This window comes from Streptomyces mutabilis (assembly GCF_014649815.1).
In the GTDB taxonomy this organism is placed as follows: Bacteria; Actinomycetota; Actinomycetes; order Streptomycetales; family Streptomycetaceae; genus Streptomyces; species Streptomyces mutabilis.
Genome location: NZ_BMTT01000186.1, coordinates 1 through 631 on the forward strand (window position 1 = coordinate 1; position 631 = coordinate 631).

At 26.3% G+C, this 631-nt stretch carries 1 pseudogene; it reads right to left on the reverse strand.

Going from position 1 to position 631, the window contains the following annotated elements:
- A pseudogene (locus tag IE142_RS39945) lies at positions 1 to 365 on the reverse strand (tryptophan--tRNA ligase); the annotation flags it as partial.
- Positions 366 to 631: the final 266 nt, after the last annotated feature.

Below are 631 nucleotides of genomic sequence, written 5' to 3' on the forward strand. Positions count from 1 at the left end.
TCACCAAAATTTTTTTCTTTCATTTCATTTTTGACTGTTGGATTTCTTTTTAATCGTGAAACAGAAACAAGATTTAAATAATGCATGGTTAATTCACTTAATTCAGGAATTTGAGATTGAACAAAAATATTAGATTTTATTGGATCTATGCCTACAGATAAATAATCTAATATGACTTCTATTAAGCTATTTTGAATCTTTTTAGGATTTTTAGCATTATCAGTTAATGCTTGCTGGTCAGCTATCATAATAAAGTTGTTAAATTGGTCTTGTATTTCAACTCTTTTCTTTAGAGAGCCGATATAATGCCCAATATGAAGTTTACCAGTGGGTCTGTCTCCTGTAAGTAAGTTTTCTTTTTTCATTTCCATCGCTCCTTCATATTTTCATGTAAAATGATGAATTAGATATAAGTATATAGCCTTGTTTTTTTACTATTCTAACTTTAATCTAAATAAAGAAAATTAATGAATACCATATACAAAGACACTACCTATAAATTGTAATTTATGTAAACTAAATGAGAAAAGCTTAAGAGTTTTTAAACAACGTTTAAGCTTTTCCAATATATTTATATGGATTTGTCACACTTTAATAATCTCTCTTAGAAATAGTGAAGAAGTCAATTATA